The sequence below is a fragment of the Pantoea sp. Pa-EAmG genome (assembly GCF_030024295.1).
GTDB lineage: Bacteria > Pseudomonadota > Gammaproteobacteria > Enterobacterales > Enterobacteriaceae > Pantoea > Pantoea dispersa.
Window position 1 is genome coordinate 15,377 of sequence record NZ_JASEWO010000036.1, and the last position, 16,659, is coordinate 32,035.

Here is a 16,659-nt window from a genome sequence, read left to right on the forward strand (position 1 = left end):
AAAGTGCAGCAGATAGCCCGCTCTGTCGCCCTCGCATTTAATAATTTGCCGCGCCCCCACCGCGTTATGCTGGGGTCACTCACCGTTGTTACACTGGCCGTCGCTGTCTGGCGGCCTTACGTCTATCATCCCCGCGATGTTGCGCCCATCGTGAAAGACATCACGCTGGACAAAAACGAGCTGCGCACGCTGCTGCCGGAAGCCAGTGAACCGATCGATCAAACCACGGCGGAACCGGAAGACGAGATCCCGTCGGATGACATCGACAAAGACGTACCGGTCAATCCCGATCAGCATGACTACACCGTTTCCTCAGGCGATACGCTGAGCAGCGCGCTTAATCAGTACGGTATCGATCTCGGTGACATCAACGCGCTGGTCAGCAGCGACAAGAGTTTGCGTAATCTGCGCGTGGGACAGCAGCTGAGGTGGACGCTGGATGCTGATGGCGCGCTGCAGGATTTCACCTGGGAGATCGATCGGCGTGAAACCCGCACCTATGCGCGTCAGCCGAATGGCAGCTTTAAGATGCAGCAGGAGATGCAGAAGGGTGAATGGCAGAACAGCGTCCTGAAAGGCGAAGTGCGCGGCAGTTTCGCCGCCAGCGCCCAGCGCGCCGGCCTGACCAGCGCCGAAACCAGCAGCGTGATTAAAGCCATGCAGTGGCAGATGGATTTCCGCAAACTGCGCGCCGGTGATGATTTCAGCGTACTGATGTCGCGTGAGATGCTGGACGGTAAAAGTGCGCAGAGCCAGCTGCTCGGCGTGCGGCTGCGCACCGGCGGTAAAGATTACTACGCGTTCCGCGCGGAAGACGGCAAGTTCTACGACCGCAACGGCTCCGGTCTTGCGCGGGGCTTCATGCGCTTCCCGACGGTGAAACAGTACCGCGTCTCGTCAAACTTCAATCCGCGCCGCCTCAATCCGGTGACCGGGCGCATCGCGCCGCACAAAGGCGTCGATTTTGCGCTGCCGATTGGTACGCCTGTGCTGGCTGTCGGCGATGGCGAAGTGGTGATCGCGAAAAACGGCGGAGCCGCCGGTAACTACGTCGCGATCCGTCACGGTCGCCAGTACATGACCCGCTACATGCATCTGAGCAAAGCGCTGGTGAAACCGGGACAGAAAGTGAAACGCGGCGATCGCATCGCGCTTTCCGGTAACACCGGTCGCTCCACCGGACCGCATCTGCATTATGAAGTGTGGATCAACAACCAGGCAGTCAACCCGCTGACGGCGAAATTGCCGCGCATGGAAGGGCTGACCGGTAAAGATCGCAGCACCTATCTGGCGCAGGTGAAGAGTTATCTGCCACAGCTGACGCTGAAATAACGTTAATTTCCGGGCAAACGCGCAAAAACCGACGGATTCTTCGTCGGTTTTTTGCTATCTGGCCTGTGAAGATTGCAAAATTACCTGCCGTCACTATTATTGAGCCGTCATTGTCAGAGGCGAGTGCATGGAAACCCGAAAAAAAAATAACAGTGAGTTTATTCCCGTTTTTCAACGTTCTTTTTTAAAGCCGAAATACTGGGGCAGCTGGCTGGCGATTGGTGCGCTGGCCGGTATGGCGATGCTGCCGGCCAGGGTGCGCGATCCGGTGCTGGGCGGGCTGGGTAAGTTTGCCGGCAAGCTGGCGAAAAGTGCGCGCCGCCGTGCGCTGATCAATCTCTACTATTGCCTGCCGGAGCTCAGCGAAGCGCAGCGCGAAGAGATTGCTGATCGTATGTTTGCCACCGCGCCGCAGGCGATGGTGATGATGGCCGAGCTGGGGATGCGTAATCCTGAACGCGTGCGCCAGCGCGTTGAGTGGCACGGCCGCGAGATCATCACGGCGCTGCAGGAGAATCATGAGAACGTGATTTTCCTCGTGCCGCACGGCTGGGGCGTGGATATTCCGGCGATGCTGCTGGCCTCGGAAGGTCAGATGATGGCGGCGATGTTCCACAATCAAAGCGATCCGCTGATGGATTATATCTGGAATACTGTCCGTCGCCGTTTTGGTGGCCGCATGCATGCGCGCAACGACGGCATCAAACCGTTTATCGCCTCGGTGCGTCAGGGCTATTACGGCTACTATCTGCCGGACCAGGATCACGGTGCTGAGCACAGCGAGTTTGTCGATTTCTTTGCTACCTATAAAGCGACATTGCCGGCGGTCGGGCGCCTGATGAAAGTATGCCGCGCGCGCGTCGTGCCGCTGTTCCCGGTGTATAACAGCGCGACGCACAAGCTGGAGATTTATGTGCGCCCGCCGATGGACGATTTGCTGGATGCCGATGACACCACGCTGGCGCGGCGCATGAACGAAGAGGTGGAAATCTTCGTGCGCCCGCATCCGGAGCAGTACACGTGGATTCTCAAACTGCTGAAGACGCGTAAAGAAGGGGATATTGAGCCCTACGCGCGTAAGGATTTGTACCCGCGTAAATAGCTAACGCGTGCTGAACCGTGCCGCCCGGCACGGTTCGTCATCACTCATTCGACGCTTGTCAGGCGACTGCGCCGCTTGCGCTCGCGCAGGAACAGCGTCACCAGGCCAAACCACAACACGCCGGCGACGAAGTTAATTGCGCTGAACCACGGCGTACCGCCGCTGAAATAACCGCTTTTCGCCACTTCAATCCCCGCCGCCAGCGTCAGAATGCTGATCATCCCCAGCATGGCGGCGATGCTGCCTTTGCCTTCGCTGCTGGAATAGAGCGTCAACCGGTACAGCCCGGCGTTGACCATCCCGGCACCAAACGCATACAGGCTAAGGCCGGCGGTGAGCAGCAGATAACTGTGGCTGTTGAGCAGGTTCGCCACCAGCGCGATGCTCAGGCCGAGCAGAATCGGCCAGGCGGCAAATTTAACCGGTTGCTCGATGGCCACGCGTCCCGCCAGTTTGCCCAGCGTCAGGTTACCGGCGATCATCGCCAGAAACACCGGTAATTGCAGCAATGCATACTGCAGGCGGGATAAGCCTTCTTCATGCATCAGAATCACCGGCGACAGCGCCACCCAGGTAAGAATCGGGATGAACACCAGGCCGATAGCGAAGGAGCCGTACATCACCTGCTTATCGCGCGCCAGCCGTCCGTAGCCGCGCGCCAGGTTCGGTAATGCAATGGAGTGGCTGCGATCGCCGGCGGTTTCCGGCATGATGCGCCACAGCACCACAAACGCCAGCAGGCTGCAAACCGCAAACAGCCAGAACATGCTGCGCCATTCGCCCACCGTTAGCCAGGCGGCACCGGCCAGCGGACCCGCCAGCGGTGCCAGCAGCGCCACGTTAGCCATCAGCGCCATCATGCGCACAGCTAACGCCTCGTCAAACGCCTCCTGCACTGCGGCATAGCTTACTGCGCCAATGAAGCACAGGCTGATGCCCTGGATAAAGCGCAGCGTAACGAACTGCTCGATGTTGCTCACCCAGGTGGTGAGAACACAGGCGGCGGCAAAGAACAGAATGCCGAACAGCAACACCGGACGCCGGCCATATTTATCCGATAGCGGACCGAGCAGCCACTGCAGCACCACGCCGCCCATCAGATAGGCAGTGAGTGAGGTGGATACCCATTCCGGGCCGACGTTAAACTCGGCGGTGACCAGCAGCATGCCTGGCTGAATCATGTCATGGGCGATGTAGGTCGCGAACTCAAACAGCACCAGCGCGAGCGGAAACAGCAGCACACGCCCGGTGAGTTGAGTGATGGGTTGATAGCGGGCCATCTGGCCTCCTTGTCAGTGAAAAATAAAACGCGACTGCCAGGCAGTCGCGTTTGTCCATGTTGTTACAGCCGCTGTCAGGAGGTGCGTAAAACTCAGTCTACGCGCAGGACACGGCTGGTGTTGGTGGTGCCGGTGGTCGCCATCACGTCGCCCTGGGTGACAATCACCAGGTCGCCGGAGACGAGGAACCCTTTGTCGCGCAGCAGATTGACCGCATCGTGCGCGGCGGCGACACCATCGTTGTTGCTGTCAAAGAACACCGGCGTCACGCCACGGTACAGCGCGGTCAGGTTCAGGGTACGTTCATGACGTGACATTGCGAAGATCGGCAGACCGGAAGTGATGCGCGACGTCATCAATGCGGTACGGCCAGATTCGGTCATGGTAATGATGGCCGACACGCCCTGCAAATGGTTAGCGGCGTACATCGCCGACATGGCAATCGCTTCTTCGATATTGTCGAACTGCACGTCCAGGCGGTGTTTGGATACGTTCACGCTTGGAATTTTTTCCGCGCCGAGACACACCTTCGCCATCGCTGACACGGTTTCCGCCGGATACTGACCGGCCGCCGTTTCCGCCGACAGCATCACCGCATCGGTGCCGTCCAGCACGGCGTTTGCCACATCCATCACTTCCGCGCGGGTCGGCATCGGATTGGTGATCATCGACTCCATCATCTGGGTAGCCGTAATGATGGTGCGGTTCAGCTGACGCGCACGACGAATCAATGCTTTCTGAATGCCCACCAGCTCCGGATCGCCAATTTCCACGCCGAGATCGCCACGCGCCACCATCACCACGTCGGAGGCGAGAATGATGTCATCCATTGCTTCCTGCGTTGCCACCGCTTCGGCGCGCTCGACTTTTGCCACCAGTTTGGCATCGCAGCCGGCATCGCGTGCCAGACGGCGCGCGTAGTTCATGTCTTCGCCGTTACGCGGGAAGGAGACCGCCAGATAGTCGACGCCAATTTTCGCCGCGGTAATGATATCCAGCTTATCTTTTTCGGTCAGCGCTTCAGCCGACAGGCCGCCGCCGAGCTTGTTGATGCCTTTATTGTTGGAGAGCGGGCCGCCGACGGTCACTTCGGTGAAAACTTTCACCCCCTGAACTTCCAGCACCTTCAGCTGCACACGACCGTCGTCCAGCAGCAGGATATCGCCCGGCACCACATCTTCCGGCAGGCCTTTATAGTCGATACCGACTTTCTCTTTGTCGCCTTCGCCTTTGCTCAGGTTGGCATCCAGCAGGAAGCGGTCACCGACATTGAGGAAAACTTTGCCTTCTTTAAAGGTTGATACGCGAATTTTAGGGCCTTGCAGATCGCCAAGAATGGCGACGTGGCGACCGAGTTTGGCCGCAATCTGCCGCACTTTATCGGCGCGCAATTGATGATCTTCCGGGGTGCCGTGGGAGAAATTGAGTCGCACAACGTTAGCGCCTGCCGCGATGATTTTTTCGAGGTTGTTGTCGCGATCGGTGGCGGGGCCGAGGGTTGTAACGATCTTGGTTCTTCTGAGACGTCTGGACATGAAGGACTCCGTTGACAAAGTATCGTGTCGATCACAAGTGACACGCAATGGTCACTCATTCTATATGATCGAGGGGCTGTGATTCGACTCACATTGTGAATGTGATGTTAATTATTTTGCTGTGCACGTGATTCCGGTGCCGGCTTTTCGAGGCGCGACGCTTTCAGCGCCTCTTTTACCCGCTTCAGATTCTCGCGGAAAGCGGTACCGCGCTCCAGGGTAAAACCGGTTGCCAGTACGTCAACCACGGTGAGCTGCGCCAGGCGGGAAACCATCGGCAGATAGATGTCAGTATCTTCCGGTACATCCAGCGTCAGCGCCAGCGTGGCTTCATCTGCCAGCGGCGATCCGGGCGAGGTGATAGCCAGCACGGTGGAAGCGTTTACACGCGCCAGGCGAGCCAGTTCTATCATATTTTTCGTGCGGCCAGTATGCGATATCAGAACAAACACATCATTTGGTCCACTATTTATGCAACTCATGCGCTGGATCACAATATCCTCGGACCAGATGACCGGCAGATTAAAACGCAGAAATTTATTGGTGGCATCATGCGCCACCACCGCCGAGGCGCCAAGACCAAAGAAGGCCACTTTATGGGCCTGTGACAATGCCTGCACCGCCTGAGCCACTACCTGCATATCCAGTTGCTGACGCACGCGGCTGAGTCCCGCCAGTGCGGAATCAAAAATCTTGTGGCTGTAGCGTTCTACGCTGTCATTTTCTTCGACATCGCGACTGACCCAGCTCGGTCCTTTAGCCAGACTCTGTGCCAGCTGCAGCTTGAAATCGGGAAAGCCGCGCGTGCCCATGCGGTGACAGAAGCGGTTCACCGTCGGTTCGCTGACCTGCGCCGCCTGTGCCAGCGTGGCAATGCTCGAGTGCATCGCCTGCTGCGGCGCGGCCAGAATCTGTTCTGCCACTTTGCGTTCTGATTTGCTCAGCGCGGCCAGTTGCGCCTGTATTTGATCCAGCATGTTGTTAACCCGATGACCATCAATAACTTTTTTTGCGTTCACCCGTGCGTGAAATCGCTGCCAATTATGCGGAATATACCGTGTAATAGCCTGACGTACGCAGCGGCGGACAAATGTAACCGCGCTTTTTTTGTCATACTTTGATCGCTGCCGGGTTTTCGCCCGACAAACATCGAAACAGAAAAAGGCGCATTAGCGCACTTCGCAACACGTTAAATGCGCCCCGGCGGTGCAGGATAATCACCTGTAACCGACCGCAGCCGGGTTGTCCTGGCGCGGTGAAAAAAGTACATTGTGCTGTAAGAAAATTACAATAAGGACCCGGCAGGATGAGGACGCTCAGGCCGGGTATATCCTGCAACGAGGAGAGGAAAATGGCGGTAACACAAACAGCCCAGGCATGCGATCTGGTTATTTTCGGTGCCAAAGGCGATCTTGCACGCCGGAAACTGTTGCCTTCACTGTATCAGCTGGAGAAAGCCGGTCAGATTCACGATACCACGCGCATTATTGGCGTGGGTCGCGCGGAGTGGGACAAAGAGGCCTACACCAAAGTGGTGCGTGAAGCGCTGGAAACCTTCATGAAGGAGAAGATTGACGAAGCGCTGTGGGACAAACTCAGCGGCCGTCTCGACTTCTGCAACCTCGACGTTAACGACACCTCGCACTTCTCGAAACTGGGCAAGATGCTGGATCAGAAAAACCGCGTCACCATCAACTACTTTGCCATGCCGCCGAGCACCTTTGGCGCCATCTGTGAAGGCCTGGGCGCCGCTAAACTCAACGCCAAACCGGCGCGCGTGGTGATGGAGAAGCCGCTTGGCACCTCGCTGGAGACCTCGCAGGAGATTAACGACAGCGTCGGTAAATTCTTCGATGAAAGCCAGGTGTTCCGTATCGACCATTATCTCGGTAAAGAGACGGTGCTCAACCTGCTGGCGCTGCGTTTTGCCAACTCGATTTTCGTCAATAACTGGGACAACCGCACCATCGACCACGTGCAGATTACCGTGGCGGAAGAGGTGGGTATCGAAGGCCGCTGGGGTTACTTCGACAAAGCCGGCCAGATGCGTGACATGATCCAGAACCACCTGCTGCAGATCCTGACCATGATCGCCATGTCGCCGCCGTCCGATCTCAGTGCTGACGCGATTCGTGATGAGAAGGTGAAAGTGCTGCGCTCGCTGCGCCGCATCGACCAGACCAACGTGCGCGAGAAAACCGTACGCGGTCAGTACACTGCCGGTTTTGTGCAGGGCAAAAAAGTGCCGGGCTACCTGGAAGAAGAGGGGGCTAACAAGCAGAGCAGCACCGAAACCTTCGTCGCCATCCGCGTGGATATCGATAACTGGCGCTGGGCGGGCGTGCCTTTCTACCTGCGCACCGGTAAGCGTCTGCCGACCAAGTGCTCAGAAGTGGTGGTGTACTTCAAAAACCCGGAAATGAACCTGTTTAAGGACTCTTACGCCGAGCTGCCGCAGAACAAGCTGACGATTCGTCTGCAGCCGGACGAAGGCGTGGATATTGAGATCCTCAACAAGGTACCGGGTCTCGATCACAAGCATAAGCTGCAGACCACCAAACTGGATCTGAGCTACTCCGAAACCTTCAATCAGTCGCATCTGGCGGATGCCTACGAGCGTCTGCTGCTGGAAACCATGCGCGGCATTCAGGCACTGTTTGTGCGCCGCGATGAAGTTGAAGCGGCGTGGACTTATGTCGATTCGATTATTGAAGCGTGGAATGCGGATGGTGACGCCTCCAAACCGTATCAGGCCGGCACCTGGGGCCCGGTGGCGTCGGTAGCGATGATCACCCGCGACGGCCGTTCATGGAACGAGTTTGAATAACCGCTCCTGTATCGCTGACTGAGAAGTTTATATTTACGCCCCTGCGCTGTTCGCCAGGGGCGTTTTGTTTTCAGTCAGCAGGGTTTATCCTGGTCGCCATTAATGGCAACCCTACAGAATGGTGCGCAATAATGCGCAAATGATAATGCTAAGGAAACGTATGGAAACGCTATTGCGCAATAAATGGAGTTCTGTCGGTATGCTGCTGGGGGCCATAGCATTCATGCTGGTTGCAGTTCACTTTACTTTCGGCCCGTTCCAACATCGTCCCTCAATTGAGCAGGTGGTAGCAGAACAGATTGCCGCAGTGAAGAAAGGTGTTCTTGCCGGACTAAAAGGAGAGAACGTGCAAAGTTCTACATCGAAAACCAGCAAGATGGACATCGATGGGCTGCTTACCATTACGGATGTCGTGCTGGCGTCTATTGCCCTGCTGCTGGCCGCGTTTGGTGGTATGCGCAAAGAGAGCCGCTGGAGTGTTTACGGCGCGCTGTTTTTCGCAGGTGCCACTCTGACGTTCCATGCCATCGTGGCTGGTATGGCTCTGGTCAGTGCACTGGTGTTTTTATTAATTGTTTTAGCGGTTGTCTCACTGGTGCTGGGTTAAAACTGCAGACGCAGGCATCAGGCTCAACTTGCGAGCGGATACAGGTCATCACCAAAATGAACCGCGGTTTCAAAAATTGATGATATCCAATAGACGTCCGTCCGGCCGATCTTGTATGGTAGGGCTCTCTTTCTGACAGCCGGACCGCGCGTCGGGCTGTCTCTCCTGAGGAAACGTAATGAAGAACTGGAAAACGAGTGCGGAACAGATCCTGACTACCGGCCCGGTTGTGCCGGTGATTGTCGTCAACAAGCTGGAACATGCGGTGCCGATGGCCAAAGCGCTGGTCGCAGGTGGCGTACGCGTGCTGGAAGTGACGCTGCGCACGCCGGTGGCGATGGATGCGCTGCGGGCAATGATCAAAGAAGTCCCGGAAGCGATTGTGGGTGCCGGCACGGTGATCAATACCCAGCAGCTGAAAGAAGTGACCGACGCCGGCGCGCAGTTTGTCATTAGCCCGGGGCTCACTGAGCCACTGCTCAAGGCGGCGGTGGAAGGCCCGGTGCCGCTGATTCCAGGCATCAGCACCGTGTCGGAACTGATGGTCGGCATGGATTATGGTTTGCGCGAGTTCAAGTTCTTCCCGGCAGAGGCTAACGGTGGCGTCAAAGCGCTGGCGGCGATTGGTGGTCCATTCCCGCAGGTGCGTTTCTGCCCGACCGGCGGCATTTCACCGGCCAACTATCGTGACTATCTGGCGCTGAAAAGCGTGCTGTGTATTGGCGGCTCGTGGCTGGTGCCAAACGATGCGCTGGAGAGCGGAGACTGGGATCGTATTACGCAGCTGGCGCGTGAGGCTGTGGCAGGTGCGGCTTCACCCTGCTGATCGTGAATAGCGCTGCCGCGTAACTGCAACGCGGCAGCGGTCAATTTTTGCGAGTGGTGATGGCGCTGCGTCACCACCCGGTCAATCAGCCCTGAACCTGCACGGCTGCGGCGCTGGCAATGGCGCGGGCCACGGCATCATCGGTGCTGTCACCGGTCGCCAGCGCGACACCCAGACGGCGCTGCCCCGCAATTTCCGGCTTACCAAACAGACGCAGCTGCAAACCGGCGCCAAGTGCGGCTTCCACATTCACAAACTGCACGTTGTGGCTATCGAGCTGTGGCAGGATCACCGCCGAAGCAGCCGGACCGTACTGGCGAATGCCGCCAATCGGCAGGCCGAGGAAGGCGCGCACGTGCAGCGCGAACTCAGAGAGATCCTGCGAAATCAGCGTCACCATACCGGTATCGTGCGGACGTGGAGAGACTTCGCTGAACACCACCTCGTCGCCGCACACAAACAGCTCCACGCCAAACAGGCCGTAACCGCCGAGCGCTTTCACCACGTTAGCGGCGATATCCTGCGCACGCTGCAGGGCCAGTTCGCTCATCTGCTGCGGCTGCCAGGATTCCCGGTAATCGCCATCTTCCTGACGATGGCCAATTGGCGCGCAGAAATGGATGCCGTCCACCGCGCTGATGGTCAGCAGGGTGATTTCAAAATCGAACTTCACGACGCCCTCGACAATCACCCGGCCCGCGCCTGCGCGTCCGCCTTGCTGCGCATAATCCCAGGCGTGATCCAGCTGGCTGGCTTCGCGAATGAAGCTCTGGCCTTTACCGGAGGAGCTCATTACCGGTTTCACGATGCAGGGAAAACCGATCTCGTGCGCGGCCGCGACGAAACGCGCTTTGCTATCCGCAAACTGATAGGTTGAGGTCGGTAACGCCAGCTCTTCCGCCGCCAGACGGCGAATGCCTTCGCGGTTCATGGTCAGACGTGCAGCACGGGCCGTCGGCACCACTTTTTGCCCCTGCGCTTCCAGCTCCAGCAGTTTTTCGGTGGCGATGGCTTCAATTTCCGGCACCACAAAGTGGGGCTGCTCCTGCGCAATCAGCGCCGCCAGTGCGTCACCGTCCAGCATGTTAATGACGTGGCTGCGATGCGCAACGTGCATCGCCGGGGCATCGGCATAGCGATCGACAGCGATCACTTCCACCCCGAGACGCTGACACTCCAGCGCTACCTCTTTGCCTAATTCACCTGAACCTAACAGCATGACACGCGTTGCGGCAGGACGCAGCGCGGTTCCGAGAGTCGTCATAATTTCACCTTAGCAGTCAAAATGCGCGCGCAGTATAAACGAAAACGTTTGCGTACTCACGCATTGTGCACGTCCGGCTTTGCCATACTTTGCCGGCTCTGACGTTAACTGACACAGCGTGCGGCAGCATAGTGAGCGGAAACTTAAACAGGAGTTAAACGATGAGTAACTGGCTGCAGCAAATTCAATCGGTTCTGGCAAAGAAGGGCGGTGACGGCAAATCAGGCGGCCTGAGCGATATGCTGGCACCCGGCGCGCTGGGTGGCCTGGCGGGTTTACTGGTTGCCAGCAAATCGTCACGCAAGCTGTTAACCAAATACGGCGGCACCGCGCTGCTGGTCGGCGGCGGGGCGGCGGCAGGCGCGGTGCTGTGGAATAAATACAAGCAGCGCGTGCGTGAAACCCATCAGGATGAGCCTGCGTTTGGCCAGCTGCAGACGCCGCTCGACCAGCGCGCGGAGCGACTGGTCACCGCGCTGGTGTTTGCTGCGAAAAGCGACGGGCACATTGACGATCGCGAGCGCACGGCCATCGGGCAGAATATCCATCAGGCCGGTTACGGGGCGCATGCGGAAGCGCTGATTCAGCAGGCAATGAACCGTCCGCTCGATCCGCAGTGGCTGGCCGCCGACGTGAAAAATGAAGAGGAAGCGCTGGAACTCTATTTCCTTAGCTGTGCGGCGATCGATGTCGATCATTTCATGGAACGCAGTTACCTCTCTGCGCTCGGCGATGCGCTAAAAATTCCGCAGGACGTGCGCGACGGTATTCAGCGCGACATCGCGGCGGAAAAAGCGGCCTGAGTCACGCCGGAGGCGGTTGCGGCGGCCTCCGGTTACACTTCGCGTGCGTTTCCGGCTTGGCTTCCTCTGCCAGAAGTGCCACGCTTGCAGGATGTCGTCTTTCAGGGAGAAACTCTGTAATGAATCAGCCGCAAGCGAAAAAAATCCCCCACCACATGACGTTACACGGCGAAACGCGTACCGATAACTATTTCTGGCTGCGTGATGATGACCGGCAAAACCCCGAGGTACTGGCTTATCTGGAGGCGGAAAACCGCTACGGTAAAGCGATGATGGCTTCTCAGGATGCGTTGCAGGATCGGGTATTGAAAGAGATCATCGATCGGCTGCCGGCGCAGGACCATTCGGTACCGTACGTTAAACGCGGCTATCGCTATCAAAGCCGTTACGAAGCCGGCAATGAGTACGCAGCCTATTTCCGCCAGCCGGTGGATGCGCCCGCCGACCAGCCGTGGCAGCTGCTGTTAGATGGCAACCAGCGCGCCGCACACAGTGATTTTTACACCATGGGCACGCTGGATATCAGCCCGGATAACCAGGTGATGGCGCTGGCGGAGGATTTTTTATCGCGCCGCCAGTACGGCATCCGCTTTCGTAACCTCAATAGCGGCAGCTGGTATCCGGAGGTGCTGCGCGACGCGTCCTCCAGCGTGGCGTGGGCCAACGACTCACGCACCCTCTACTACGTACGCAAGCATCCGAAAACGCTGCTGGCTTATCAGGTGTGGCGTCACGAACTGGGGCATCCGCAGTCGGAAGATCAGCTGGTATATGAAGAGCAGGATGAGTCTTTCCACCTCAGCGTGCATAAAACCACTTCGGAACACTTCATTCTGATCGCGCTGTTCAGCACAACTACCAGTGAAATTCTGCTGATTGACGCGGAATATCCGGACGCACAGCCGCAGGTGTTTTGTCCGCGGCGGCGCGATCATGAATACAGCATCGATCACTATGATCACCAGTTCTTCATTCGCTCCAACCGCGACGGCAAAAATTTCGGCCTGTACCGCAGCGCGTGGCTGGCTGAAGATCGCTGGCAAACCCTGATTCCGCCGCGCGACCACGTAGTGATGGAAGATTTCCAGCTGTTTCGTAACTGGCTGGTGGTCGAAGAGCGTCAGCGCGGGGTAAACACGCTGCGCCAGATTAACTGGGCGAGCGGCGAGAGTTACGGTATTGCCTTTGACGATCCGGCCTATGTCACCTGGCTGGCCTACAACCCCACGCCGGAAAGTGACACGCTGCGCTACGGCTACTCGTCGATGACGACGCCGACCACGCTGTTCGAACTGAACATGGAGACCGGCGAGCGGCGCATTCTCAAGCAAACCCCGGTGCCGGGCTTTGACTCTGCCGACTACAAAAGTGAACACCTGTGGATCACGGTGCGCGACGGCACGGAAGTGCCTGTCTCGCTGGTTTATCACCGCAAACACTTTCAGCGCGGCGCCAATCCGCTGCTGGCGTACGGCTACGGCGCGTATGGCAGCAGCATGGAGGCCAGTTTTGGCACCAGCCGCATCAGTTTGCTGGAGCGCGGTTTCATCTACGCGATTATCCACGTGCGCGGCGGCGGCGAGCTGGGCCAGCAGTGGTATGACGATGGCCGGCTGCAACATAAAATGAACAGCTTCACCGACTTCATTGATGTCACTGAAGCGCTGGTGGCGAAAGGCTACGGTAACCCGCAGCAGCTGTACGCCATGGGCGGCAGTGCCGGGGGCTTGCTGATGGGCGGTGTGCTGAATATGGCGCCGCAGCTGTTTCACGGCGTGATCGCTCAGGTGCCGTTTGTCGATGTGGTCACGACCATGCTCGATCCGTCGATTCCGCTGACTACCGGTGAATATGATGAGTGGGGCAATCCGGAGCAGGCGGAATTCTATCGCTACATCCGCCAGTACAGCCCGTATGACAACGTGACGGCGCAGGCGTATCCGCACCTGCTGGTGACGACCGGGCTGCACGATTCGCAGGTACAGTACTGGGAGCCGGCGAAGTGGGTGGCAAAGCTGCGTGAGCTGCGCACCAACGATGCACTGCTGTTACTCTGCACCGATATGGATTCCGGCCACGGCGGCAAATCAGGACGTTATAAATCCTATGAAGGCGTGGCGCAGGAGTTCACTTTCCTGATCGCCCTGGCGCAGGGCACGCTGCCGCCGCGCAGCGATTATTGAGTATCCTTAACGTATTTGCGCAGCGTCTGCCGCAGCGGCGCGCGCAAATCACGTACGTTTTCCAGTACCCAGCGCAGATAGCCCGGATCTTTACGCGCGATGCTGCCGATGCTCTGACCGCGATACTTACCAAACGGGAACACCTCGTCACTGACCGGCGCCGGCTGGCAGCGACTCACCATCTCGCTGGCGCTCCAGCCGGAGGTTTCCATAATGCGGATCAGCAGCGCGGCGGTGACGTAGCAATCGTACAGCGCGCGGTGCGCGTGCAGATCATCCGGCGGCGACACATCGAGTTTGAGGCTGTGGCGCAGCGCCTGATTACCGTATTTAATGCCCGGCCACAGCTGGCGCGCCAGCGTCATGGTGCAGATCCATTCGCCCGGCATCGTCGGCAGCATGCGCCGGTCAAAGCTGGCGTTATGCGCCACATAGTGCGGGCTACCGTGATAGCGGCCAATCGCCTCTTCGATGGTCGGTTTGCCTACCACCATGGCTTCAGTGATGCGGTGCACCGCCATCGCCTGACGACTGATGGGCCGGTCCGGGCAGATCAGATCGCTCATCGGATTGACGATCTGGCCGTCAATGACATCCACTGACGCCACTTCCACCACGCCGCCCTGCAGGCCACAGGTTTCCGTATCGATTACGCGTAACATAAATTATTTCTGCTTAGGTTCGTAGGGCAGGCGGGAGAGGCTGAGCGATGCCTGGCGATAGGCCATCAGGCGCTGACGGAACCAGTCGCGCAGCGCTTCCGGCTGCTCGCGCTCCACCATCTCGGCGATCACCGGCATGTTGTAGCGCTCTTTAAACGCCACGCCAGCGGCGGCGAGATCGACGTTTACTTTGTCTTTCTCTTCCTGCGACAGCAGGGCAAGGTTTTGGCTCATGCTTTTCTCCTGATAAACAGGGGCAAAAATAATGGTTTCGCCCTGCTGGATCAAGGGAATTGGATCGCACCGCAAGTCTCGACAGCCTAAAAGCAGCGGCGTATCCTGCTGCCACATTTGCGGCGCAGTGCCGCAGTTAAAAGGGAAGACGTGATGATGAAAACTGCATCCAGGCGCGTTATCGTGCTACTGCTGGCGGGCGCGACGCTGGGCTTCAGCCAGCTGGCTCTGGCGCATGCCCACCTGAAAGCCCCGGTGCCGGCGGATAACGCCGTGGTGGAGCGCGCGCCGCAGCAACTCACCCTGACATTCACCGAAGATATTGAACCGGCATTCAGCGGCGTGGAAATGATCAACGCGCAGCAGCGACCGGTGGCGCTGAAGAAAGCCCAGCTGAATCCGCAGCAGCACGATCAGCTGATTGTGCCGATCGCCCAGCCGCTGGCGTCGGGCCATTATCAGGTCAACTGGCACGTGCTGTCAGTGGACGGCCACAAAACCAAAGGTAGCTACAGCTTCAGCGTGAAGTAATGAGTCTTAGCGCGTTCTGGATCGGCCTGCGGGCGCTGCATTTTCTGGCGCTGTTTCTGCTGACCGGCAGTGCATTTTATACCGCGCTGCTGGCGCCGGCGCGCTACCGACCGCTGCTGGCCCAGCGCTGGCGGCGGCTGATGGGATACAGCGCCGTGCTGAGTTTACTCAGTGCGCTGTTGATGCTGGCGGCGCAGACCGGGCTGATGAGCGGCGACTGGCGCAGTATCGCCAGCATCGACGTCTGGCTGGCGGTGCTGGGCACGCGCTTCGGCGCGGTGTGGCGCTGGGTTATCCTGTTTGCCCTGCTCAGCACGCTGGCGCTGCGCCTGCGTGGTAATTTGCGCCAGCAGGCATTACTGGCGACTGCGCTGTTGCAGCTGGTGGCACTGGCGGGCGTCGGCCATGCGGCGATGCGCGACGGCATGCCGGGACTGCTGCAGCAGGGGAATCATGCGCTGCACCTGATCGCGGCCGCCTTCTGGGCCGGTGGTCTGCTGCCGCTGCTGCTATTAATGCGCGAGGCGCGTAACATTGCCTGGCGCACCGATGCCATTCGCAGCATGATGCGCTTTTCACGCTATGGTCATCTGGCCGTGGCGCTGGCGATTGTTACCGGCACGGTCAACAGCCTGCTGATTGCCGGCACGCCGCTAAACTGGACCGCCACGCTGTGGAGCGAGCTGCTGGTGAGCAAAGCGTTGCTGGTGGCACTGATGGTGCTGATTGCGCTGCTTAATCGCTATCTGCTGGTGCCGCGTTTTCGCCTGGCCGCCAGCCGGGCACCGAAACTTTTTATCCGTCTGACGCAGCTCGAGCTGCTGCTGGCGTTGATTGTTATCGGGCTGGTGAGCGTGTTTGCTACGCTTTCGCCGGCCTGAATCTGTTAAAAGATGAGATGAGGTCGAGATTTTGCTGAAGAAACTGATTCCAGCTGGGTTACTGATGGCGTTGTGCAGCCAGGCGTTCGCCGGGCAGATTATCACCGTCAGCCGTTTTGAAATGGGCAAAGATAAGTGGCCGTTCACCCGTGAAGAGGTGATGCTGACCTGCGAGAAAGATGGCGCGCTGTTTGCCATCAACCCCAGCACACTGCTGCAGTATCCGCTCAATGATAAAGCGCTGGCGCGCGGCAATGCAGGGCAGGGCACATTGCAGTCCATCGATACCATCCTTGCCGCCGATAAAGCGCATCCCGGACAAAAGATGAGCCTGCAGCCGATCGTCGATCGCGCCCAGCAGCTGTGCGGTAAATAATCCCTGCATTTTCAGGCGTAGCGCACATTTTTGCCGCTGCGCCTGCCAGCCGTTAGTGCCAGCCCGATCACAGAGTTGGCAGCTTTTGCCGGCGGCGTAGCCCGCTGGCTGGAAAATCACCGATGCTGGTCTACCTTTAAAAGGCAAGGCGTCCTCGCCTGCAAAAATGCCAACTTTTAGCGCACGGCTCTCAAAGAGCCATTTCCCTGGACCCGA

General features: G+C 58.4%; 16 protein-coding genes. 10 read left to right on the plus strand and 6 right to left on the minus strand.

The annotated features are described in order from the left end of the window. Window positions 1-3 precede the first annotated feature (3 nt). Together mepM and lpxM are read left to right on the plus strand one after the other, a co-directional pair. Window positions 4-1,332 carry a murein DD-endopeptidase MepM gene (gene mepM, locus QMM04_RS07510; protein ID WP_282995925.1) on the plus strand — a complete coding sequence of 443 codons (1,329 nt, stop codon included), beginning with the start codon at window positions 4-6 and terminating at the stop codon, window positions 1,330-1,332. Between the two features lie 127 nt (window positions 1,333-1,459). Next, window positions 1,460-2,434, plus strand: a complete 975-nt coding sequence (lpxM, locus tag QMM04_RS07515; RefSeq protein WP_058757512.1) for a lauroyl-Kdo(2)-lipid IV(A) myristoyltransferase — start codon at window positions 1,460-1,462, stop codon at window positions 2,432-2,434. Window positions 2,435-2,478: 44 nt separating this feature from the next. Here lpxM and QMM04_RS07520 read toward each other — a convergent pair whose 3' ends face one another. From QMM04_RS07520 to QMM04_RS07530, 3 genes are all read right to left on the minus strand, one after another. After that, a complete protein-coding gene (locus tag QMM04_RS07520; RefSeq protein WP_262264726.1) occupies window positions 2,479-3,714 on the minus strand; it encodes an MFS transporter in 1,236 nt (411 codons plus the stop codon). 92 nt (window positions 3,715-3,806) lie between these two features. Continuing rightward, entirely contained in the window at window positions 3,807-5,249 is a 1,443-nt protein-coding gene (gene pyk / locus QMM04_RS07525) for a pyruvate kinase (RefSeq protein WP_021509977.1), read from the minus strand. Between the two features lie 107 nt (window positions 5,250-5,356). Continuing rightward, complete coding sequence (locus tag QMM04_RS07530) at window positions 5,357-6,226, minus strand: MurR/RpiR family transcriptional regulator (RefSeq protein ID WP_031280194.1); 870 nt, start codon at window positions 6,224-6,226, stop codon at window positions 5,357-5,359. Window positions 6,227-6,600: 374 nt separating this feature from the next. On the opposite strand from QMM04_RS07530, the gene zwf reads away from it, so the two are divergent. From zwf to QMM04_RS07545, 3 genes are all read left to right on the plus strand, one after another. Then, complete coding sequence (zwf, locus tag QMM04_RS07535) at window positions 6,601-8,076, plus strand: glucose-6-phosphate dehydrogenase (protein ID WP_021509979.1); 1,476 nt, start codon at window positions 6,601-6,603, stop codon at window positions 8,074-8,076. Window positions 8,077-8,236: 160 nt separating this feature from the next. Next, window positions 8,237-8,683 (plus strand): hypothetical protein, encoded by a 447-nt coding sequence (locus tag QMM04_RS07540; RefSeq protein WP_021509980.1) that lies wholly within the window; start codon window positions 8,237-8,239, stop codon window positions 8,681-8,683. 178 nt (window positions 8,684-8,861) lie between these two features. Next, entirely contained in the window at window positions 8,862-9,509 is a 648-nt protein-coding gene (locus tag QMM04_RS07545; protein WP_132462380.1) for a bifunctional 4-hydroxy-2-oxoglutarate aldolase/2-dehydro-3-deoxy-phosphogluconate aldolase, read from the plus strand. Between the two features lie 85 nt (window positions 9,510-9,594). Here the strand turns inward: QMM04_RS07545 and purT are convergent, their stop codons facing one another. Then, window positions 9,595-10,773 carry a formate-dependent phosphoribosylglycinamide formyltransferase gene (purT, locus tag QMM04_RS07550; protein ID WP_031280195.1) on the minus strand — a complete coding sequence of 393 codons (1,179 nt, stop codon included), beginning with the start codon at window positions 10,771-10,773 and terminating at the stop codon, window positions 9,595-9,597. Window positions 10,774-10,934: 161 nt separating this feature from the next. On the opposite strand from purT, the gene QMM04_RS07555 reads away from it, so the two are divergent. Together QMM04_RS07555 and QMM04_RS07560 are read left to right on the plus strand one after the other, a co-directional pair. Continuing rightward, the gene (locus tag QMM04_RS07555; protein ID WP_058771228.1) at window positions 10,935-11,576 is read left to right on the plus strand and encodes a DUF533 domain-containing protein; all 642 of its coding nucleotides are present in this window, start codon (window positions 10,935-10,937) and stop codon (window positions 11,574-11,576) included. 119 nt (window positions 11,577-11,695) lie between these two features. Further along, window positions 11,696-13,759 (plus strand): prolyl oligopeptidase family serine peptidase, encoded by a 2,064-nt coding sequence (locus tag QMM04_RS07560; RefSeq protein ID WP_088518142.1) that lies wholly within the window; start codon window positions 11,696-11,698, stop codon window positions 13,757-13,759. Here the strand turns inward: QMM04_RS07560 and exoX are convergent. Both exoX and QMM04_RS07570 read right to left on the minus strand, forming a co-directional pair. Beyond that, entirely contained in the window at window positions 13,753-14,421 is a 669-nt protein-coding gene (gene exoX, locus QMM04_RS07565; protein ID WP_282995926.1) for an exodeoxyribonuclease X, read from the minus strand. The two genes, QMM04_RS07560 and exoX, sit on opposite strands and share 7 nt — an antisense overlap. 3 nt (window positions 14,422-14,424) lie before the next feature. After that, the gene (locus QMM04_RS07570; RefSeq protein ID WP_010616356.1) at window positions 14,425-14,655 is read right to left on the minus strand and encodes a DNA polymerase III subunit theta; all 231 of its coding nucleotides are present in this window, start codon (window positions 14,653-14,655) and stop codon (window positions 14,425-14,427) included. 153 nt (window positions 14,656-14,808) lie between these two features. Here QMM04_RS07570 and copC point away from each other — a divergent pair, with 153 nt between their 5' ends. From copC to QMM04_RS07585, 3 genes are read left to right on the plus strand one after another with little or no spacing between them, the layout of a single operon-like run. Further along, window positions 14,809-15,186, plus strand: a complete 378-nt coding sequence (gene copC, locus QMM04_RS07575) for a copper homeostasis periplasmic binding protein CopC (protein WP_104188978.1) — start codon at window positions 14,809-14,811, stop codon at window positions 15,184-15,186. Further along, entirely contained in the window at window positions 15,186-16,067 is an 882-nt protein-coding gene (gene copD, locus QMM04_RS07580; RefSeq protein ID WP_127834155.1) for a copper homeostasis membrane protein CopD, read from the plus strand. Before copC ends, copD begins: the two co-directional genes overlap by 1 nt. A gap of 28 nt (window positions 16,068-16,095) precedes the next feature. Continuing rightward, on the plus strand, window positions 16,096-16,443 hold the full coding sequence (locus QMM04_RS07585) for a YebY family protein (RefSeq protein ID WP_059009741.1): 348 nt from the start codon (window positions 16,096-16,098) through the stop codon (window positions 16,441-16,443). Window positions 16,444-16,659 lie beyond the last annotated feature (216 nt).

Excerpts from the sequence above, each read along its gene's own strand:
- lpxM (WP_058757512.1), top strand. The coding sequence starts at position 1,460 with ATGGAAACCCGAAAAAAAAATAACAGTGAGTTTATTCCCGTTTTTCAA.
- QMM04_RS07520 (WP_262264726.1), bottom strand. The coding sequence starts at position 3,714 with ATGGCCCGCTATCAACCCATCACTCAACTCACCGGGCGTGTGCTGCTG.
- pyk (WP_021509977.1), bottom strand. The coding sequence starts at position 5,249 with ATGTCCAGACGTCTCAGAAGAACCAAGATCGTTACAACCCTCGGCCCC.
- QMM04_RS07530 (WP_031280194.1), bottom strand. The coding sequence starts at position 6,226 with ATGCTGGATCAAATACAGGCGCAACTGGCCGCGCTGAGCAAATCAGAA.
- zwf (WP_021509979.1), top strand. The coding sequence starts at position 6,601 with ATGGCGGTAACACAAACAGCCCAGGCATGCGATCTGGTTATTTTCGGT.
- QMM04_RS07540 (WP_021509980.1), top strand. The coding sequence starts at position 8,237 with ATGGAAACGCTATTGCGCAATAAATGGAGTTCTGTCGGTATGCTGCTG.
- QMM04_RS07545 (WP_132462380.1), top strand. The coding sequence starts at position 8,862 with ATGAAGAACTGGAAAACGAGTGCGGAACAGATCCTGACTACCGGCCCG.
- purT (WP_031280195.1), bottom strand. The coding sequence starts at position 10,773 with ATGACGACTCTCGGAACCGCGCTGCGTCCTGCCGCAACGCGTGTCATG.
- QMM04_RS07555 (WP_058771228.1), top strand. The coding sequence starts at position 10,935 with ATGAGTAACTGGCTGCAGCAAATTCAATCGGTTCTGGCAAAGAAGGGC.
- QMM04_RS07560 (WP_088518142.1), top strand. The coding sequence starts at position 11,696 with ATGAATCAGCCGCAAGCGAAAAAAATCCCCCACCACATGACGTTACAC.
- exoX (WP_282995926.1), bottom strand. The coding sequence starts at position 14,421 with ATGTTACGCGTAATCGATACGGAAACCTGTGGCCTGCAGGGCGGCGTG.
- QMM04_RS07570 (WP_010616356.1), bottom strand. The coding sequence starts at position 14,655 with ATGAGCCAAAACCTTGCCCTGCTGTCGCAGGAAGAGAAAGACAAAGTA.
- copC (WP_104188978.1), top strand. The coding sequence starts at position 14,809 with ATGATGAAAACTGCATCCAGGCGCGTTATCGTGCTACTGCTGGCGGGC.
- copD (WP_127834155.1), top strand. The coding sequence starts at position 15,186 with ATGAGTCTTAGCGCGTTCTGGATCGGCCTGCGGGCGCTGCATTTTCTG.